A 5,392-nucleotide genomic window follows, 5' to 3' on the forward strand; every position below is an offset into this window, starting at 1 on the left:
AGCTTTTGGGGCGGCCGCCGGAATTCGCCGTCGGCGGCGGTCTCGACGATGCGGGGCCCGATCGCGCCGAGATGCAGGTAGGCCGAAGCAGCACCGGGCCCGCCGTTGAAGACGAAGGTGATCGGCCGCTCTTTCGCCGGGGCTGGCGACTGCTGCGTGTAGGCGACATAGAATATCTCCGCCGTGACCTCGCCCTTGCCGGACAAGAGCGACAGCGTGCCGGCCTTGGCCTGGTAATCCAGCTTGCGCCCGCCAAGCGTGATCGAATGCTCGGTCACCTGCGGCGGCGGCAACAGCGACAGCACGCCGCCGGTCGGTGCCGGCCGTTCCGGTGTTTCGGCGAAGGCCGGCTGCGCGAAGGCGGCGAGCGCCAGGAGGGCGAGGGGGATGAGCTTGGACCGCATGAGAGCTCCGCTGGGATGGCATCCGCAAAGGTATGGCTAGGGCGGCGGATGTCAAAGGGGGCGTCTCAAGACTTGGTTCCTCGCCCCGCCAAGGGCGGAGGAGGTGTCCGCGAAGCGGACGGAGAGGGGGCCTTCGTGGGACGCTCCCCTCTCCGTCTCGGCTTCTCCGAGCCACCTCTCCCCATTTCATGAGGCGAGGAACCCAAGCTGGAATTATGTGCTATCTACCGTCAAAGACGGATCGAAAGGACAACAAAATGGATGCAACCGCGCTCAAGGCCATGCAGGCTCCGCTCAAGGACGCCTATCGCGACGATGCCGCCAAGGCGCTGATCACGCTGAGAGCCCGCGGCACGCTCGACGATCAGTCGATCGCCTGCAAGGTGGAGACGGGCAGGGCGCTCGCCATTGCCGGGCTTCATCCCGCCACCGGCGGCTCGGGCCTCGAGCTCTGCTCGGGCGACATGCTGCTGGAGGCGCTGGTCGCTTGCGCCGGCGTGACGCTGAAAGCGGTGGCGACGGCGCTGGAGTTCAAGCTCGGCAATGCCGCCGTCGAGGCCGAGGGCGACCTCGATTTTCGCGGCACGCTCGGCGTTGCTCGCGACGCGCCGGTCGGCTTTCGCGAGATAAGGCTGAAATTCGACCTCGACACCGACGAGCCGCAGGAGCGGATCGATTCGCTCATGAAGCTCACCGAGCGATACTGCGTGGTGTTCCAGACGATCAACAACAAGCCGTCATTGAGCGTGAGCGCACAGCGCTGAAGCGCGACGCCCCCTCATCCGGCTGCTGCGCGGCCACCTTCTCCCCGGTGGGGAGAAGAGGTTGGTGTCGGCGCCGACAGCCTCCTCTCCCCAGTGGGGAGAGGTCAGCCGAGCGAAGCGGAGGCTGGGTGAGGGGAAGAGCTACCTACTGCGCCGAGGGCTCTTCAGCATCCCCTTCGTCAGTAAACGGCGAGGCGCTCGGCACGCATTGCACGGCCCAGCCCTGCGGTGTCGGCTGCTTCTGATATTCGGTGATGGCGTTGGTGCACTGTTCGCGGGTGTCGAAGGTGCTGGGCAGCACCACCATGCCGCCTTGCGGGCCTGCGATCACCAGATACCAGACCAACGCTACGCTGGGAGTAGCAGCCATGGGAATTCCTCGCTTTGCTGAAATGTCGGAGTCGGACCGATCCTAGCAACTCCCTTGGAGTGACGAAAGCGGGGCGGCGCAACACGCTTCCACCGCCCCGTTCACAGACCCGTGAACCAAAGCAATTCCAGGAAAAGTGTGAAGCGGATTTCCGTCAGGAATTGCGTCAACAAAGAGATGGATAGATCGGTTCGTCGTTTCCGCGAAACGATGACCCGACCTAGCCGCTCACTCGACCGCGAAACAGTAGAACAGCCCGTCGCCGCCGGTGCCTTTCAGCGCGTCCTGGCTGCAGCCGCCGCGCGAGGCATGCGAGGAATTCCACGACTTCGCCGCCGCCGAATCGTCGAGCCCCGTGCGGTCATGATGGCCCATCATGGCGGCACCTTCGGCGCCGCTCATCGTCCAGTCGCCGCAGGTCTGGTCGGCGATCTTCGTGCCGTCGGGCTTGGAGCCGGTCAGCATATCATGCCGGTTCGGCGTGTCGCCGCGGCCGTTGATCGTCTCGCCCTTTTCGGTCAGCGCCGTCTTTTTGGTGATGCCGTTGGCATCGCTGTGCAGCGAAGCGACATCGTCGGCGATCTTCTCGCCCTTGGCGTTGAACCATGGGCCCTTGCCGATGCGGTCGCGCGCATCTTCGGTGCTGGAGGAAAGATAGGCATGCCAGGTCTTGCCGGTGGCGCCGGCTGCTTCCGCCAGCGACGCGCAATGGGCATCGGCGCCTTTCAGTCCGCCCAGATCGGCGCCCTTGCCGGAGCCGACGCTGGTGACGAAGAAGCTCATGGTCTTGTCTTGCGAGAAGGCCACGCCGGCAGATGCGGCAAGCGCCGCGGCAGTGGCGATGGCGGCAACGAGAAGAAGTCTACGCATGTCGGTCCTCCGGTTTCGAATGCCTTGCATTCGAAGAACGTTGCCGGAGCCCGGTTTAATCCGGTCTGAGCTTCCTTTTATTCCGGCTGCCGGTAGGAGACGAAGCGGTTGTGCTTGGCCCGGAAGATCAGGCCCGTCTCCTTCAGGTCCGGGCTCGCCAGCGGCACGATGCGCCTGGCGATCTCGGACGGATGCGGCAGCGTCTCCGGGTCCTCGCCGGGCATGGCCTGAGCGCGCATAGCCGTGCGGGTCGCACCCGGATCGGCGGCGTTCACCCTCAGCGGCAGGCTCTCGGTCTCATGCGCCCAGGACCGCATCATCGTTTCGACCGCGGCCTTGGAAGCCGCATAGGGCGCCCAGAAGGCGCGCGCCGAATGCGCTGCGCTGGACGACAGGATGATGGCGCGGCCGGCGTCGGAGAGCCTGAGCAACGGATCGACCGAACGGATCAGCCGCCAGGTCGAGGTGACGTTGAGGGTCATCACCTTCTCGAACGTCTTGGCCTCGACATGGCCGATCGGCGAGATGACGCCGAGCATGCCGGCATTGGCAACCAGTATGTCGAGCTTGCCCCAGCGCTCATGGATCGCGCCGCCCAGCCGGTCGATGCCGGGCATGTCGGTCAGGTCGAGCGGCACCAGCGTCGCCTGTCCGCGGCCACCGGCCTTGATCTCGTCGTCGAGCTCTTCAAGGCCGCCCACCGTGCGCGCCACCGCGATCACATGCGCGCCGGCCGCCGCCAGTTCCCTGGCGATGAAATAGCCGATGCCGCGCGAGGCGCCGGTTACGACCGCCACGCGGCCGGAAAGGTCGAGGGTCATGCGAGATTGTCCGTGAGCTAAGCAATTCCGGGAAAAGTGTCTGACGGTTTTCCGTCCGGAATTGCGTCAAAACAAATATTGCGCCTTACGACCCGCCGCTCGCCAGCAGCGACAGCGTGCGCACATTGTCGTGGCCTTCGAAATCGAGCAGGCGGGTGGGGTACTGTCCGGTGAAGCAGGCGTCGCAGAATTGCGGCTGGTCGTTGTCGCGGCGTGCTTCGCCGACGGCGCGGTAGAGTCCGTCGATCGACAGAAACCCGAGCGAATCGACGCGGATGAATTCCGCCATCTCCTCGACCGACATGCGCGATGCGAGCAGCTTCGACTTCTCCGGCGTGTCGACGCCGTAGAAGCAGGATGCGCTGGTCGGCGGCGATGCGATGCGCATATGCACTTCCTTCGCGCCGGCGTCGCGCACCATCTGCACGATCTTCTGGCTGGTGGTGCCGCGCACGATCGAATCGTCGACCAGCACCACGCGCTTGCCCTCGATCATGCGGCGGTTGGCGTTGTGCTTCAGCTTGACGCCCATGTGGCGGATCGAATCGCCCGGCTGGATGAAGGTGCGGCCGACATAGTGGTTGCGGATGATGCCAAGCTCGAAGGGAATGCCGGCGGCCTGTGAGAAGCCGATCGCGGCCGGCGTGCCGGAATCCGGCACCGGCACGACGATGTCGGCCTCGACCGGGTTTTCCTGCGCGAGCTCGGCGCCGATGCGCTTCCTCACCTCATAGACGTTGCGGCCTTCGACCGACGAATCCGGCCGTGCGAAATAGACATATTCGAAGATGCAGAAGCGCGTCTTCTGCGGCTCGAACGGGAAGATGCTCTCGATGCCCTTGGAGGTGACGACCACCATCTCGCCCGGCTTGATGTCGCGCACGAAGCGGGCGCCGATGATGTCGAGCGCGCAGGTTTCGGAAGCGAGGATCCAGGCGCCGTCGAGATCGCCCAGCACCAGTGGGCGGATACCGAGCGGATCGCGGCAGCCGATCATTTTCTTGGCCGTCATCGCCACCAGCGAGAAGGCGCCCTCGACCTGGCGTACCGCGTCGATGAAACGCGAGTTCAAATCGCGCTCCTTGCTGGTCGCGACCAGGTGCAGCAGCGTCTCGGTGTCGGAGGTCGAGGAGAAGATCGAGCCCTGCTTCTGCAGCGTGCGCTGCACGGTGAGCGCATTGGTGAGGTTGCCGTTATGGGCGACCGCCAACCCGCCTTCGGCGAGCTCGGCGAAGAAAGGCTGGATGTTGCGGACGCCTGCGCCGCCGGTGGTGGCATAGCGCGTATGGCCAATGGCGCGATTGCCTTGCAGGCGGTCGAGCACGTTCTGCTTGGTGAAGGTGTCGCCGATCAGGCCGACATGGCGTTCGACATGGAACTGGGTGCCGTCATAGGAGACGATGCCGGCCGCTTCCTGGCCGCGATGCTGCAAGGCGTGAAGGCCGAGTGTGACGATGGCCGCCGCGTCCTGCCGGCCGAAAATGCCGAACACGCCGCATTCGTCATGGAAATGGTCGTCGGCCTCGGCGGAAAGGACTTTGCCTCTATCTGCCGTTGAGTCTGCCATCTGGTGCTCAAGCTCCGCTAAAGCTGCCATATAGGGCTATCGCCGGCTGAACGCAACGTACGCCGTCAGGCATTCACAAAATGCCTCAGGCCAACGCTGTGGCTGGCCTGGATTTCAATTTGCCGGCGCTGGAGCGGGGGCCGGAGCCGGGGCAGGCGCTGGGGCCGGCTCGTTGTCGGCCGGGGCCTCGCCCTCGCTGTCATCAGGCGCCGTCGCGTTGTCGTCGCCGGTGGCCGGCGGCTCGGCCGCAGGCTGGTCGGTCGTGGCCGGCGCGCCGGCCTGCGGCGTGCCCTTATGCGTGTATTTGTTGACCAGTTCCTCGGTGTTCTCCGGCAGCACGCTCTCGAGCTTGGCGCCGATCGTCTCCAGCAGCGGCCGCGACTTGGCGTTGGCGATCCAGGCGGGCGCCTTGGCGCCGGCGAGCCAGTTGAAGAACAAAAGCGCCACCGCGACAACCAAGACGCCGCGCGCCGCGCCATAGAGGAAGCCGAGCGTCCGGTCGAGCGCGCCGATACGCGAATCGATGATCCAGTCGGCGAGCTTCATGGTGATGACGGAGACGACGATCAGCGCGATGAGGAAGACGATGCCGGCGG

The 5,392-nt window shown here is 65.3% G+C and carries 6 protein-coding genes and 1 pseudogene; 1 reads left to right on the top strand and 6 read right to left on the bottom strand.

Annotated features, from left to right (window positions below; translation table 11 throughout):
* Positions 1–404, bottom strand: a pseudogene (locus EOD07_RS21065) (peptidase S10); the annotation flags it as partial.
* A gap of 257 nt (positions 405–661) precedes the next feature.
* Between EOD07_RS21065 and EOD07_RS21070 the strand changes: the two are divergent.
* The gene (locus EOD07_RS21070; protein WP_127236833.1) at positions 662–1,168 is read left to right on the top strand and encodes an OsmC family protein; all 507 of its coding nucleotides are present in this window, start codon (positions 662–664) and stop codon (positions 1,166–1,168) included.
* 145 nt (positions 1,169–1,313) lie between these two features.
* Here the strand turns inward: EOD07_RS21070 and EOD07_RS21075 are convergent, their stop codons facing one another.
* From EOD07_RS21075 to EOD07_RS21095, 5 genes are all read right to left on the bottom strand, one after another.
* Positions 1,314–1,538, bottom strand: coding sequence for a hypothetical protein (locus EOD07_RS21075; protein ID WP_040984608.1), 225 nt, complete (start codon positions 1,536–1,538; stop codon positions 1,314–1,316).
* A 228-nt stretch (positions 1,539–1,766) separates the two neighbouring features.
* Positions 1,767–2,408: a hypothetical protein gene (locus EOD07_RS21080; protein WP_127236834.1), complete on the bottom strand. Its 642-nt coding sequence runs from the start codon at positions 2,406–2,408 to the stop codon at positions 1,767–1,769.
* A 77-nt stretch (positions 2,409–2,485) separates the two neighbouring features.
* Positions 2,486–3,229, bottom strand: a complete 744-nt coding sequence (locus EOD07_RS21085) for an SDR family NAD(P)-dependent oxidoreductase (protein WP_127236835.1) — start codon at positions 3,227–3,229, stop codon at positions 2,486–2,488.
* A gap of 85 nt (positions 3,230–3,314) precedes the next feature.
* A complete protein-coding gene (purF, locus tag EOD07_RS21090) occupies positions 3,315–4,796 on the bottom strand; it encodes an amidophosphoribosyltransferase (protein WP_127236836.1) in 1,482 nt (493 codons plus the stop codon).
* Between the two features lie 114 nt (positions 4,797–4,910).
* Positions 4,911–5,392: CvpA family protein (locus EOD07_RS21095; protein ID WP_164772400.1), on the bottom strand; the 482-nt coding region annotated here is incomplete at its 5' end.

It is taken from the genome of Mesorhizobium sp. M2C.T.Ca.TU.002.02.1.1, assembly GCF_003997225.1.

What these genes read in the sequence shown, in the direction of transcription:
- EOD07_RS21075 (WP_040984608.1), bottom strand. Translation starts at nt 1,538, where the DNA reads ATGGCTGCTACTCCCAGCGTAGCGTTGGTCTGGTATCTGGTGATCGCA.
- EOD07_RS21080 (WP_127236834.1), bottom strand. Translation starts at nt 2,408, where the DNA reads ATGCGTAGACTTCTTCTCGTTGCCGCCATCGCCACTGCCGCGGCGCTT.
- EOD07_RS21085 (WP_127236835.1), bottom strand. Translation starts at nt 3,229, where the DNA reads ATGACCCTCGACCTTTCCGGCCGCGTGGCGGTCGTAACCGGCGCCTCG.
- purF (WP_127236836.1), bottom strand. Translation starts at nt 4,796, where the DNA reads ATGGCAGACTCAACGGCAGATAGAGGCAAAGTCCTTTCCGCCGAGGCC.
- EOD07_RS21070 (WP_127236833.1), top strand. Translation starts at nt 662, where the DNA reads ATGGATGCAACCGCGCTCAAGGCCATGCAGGCTCCGCTCAAGGACGCC.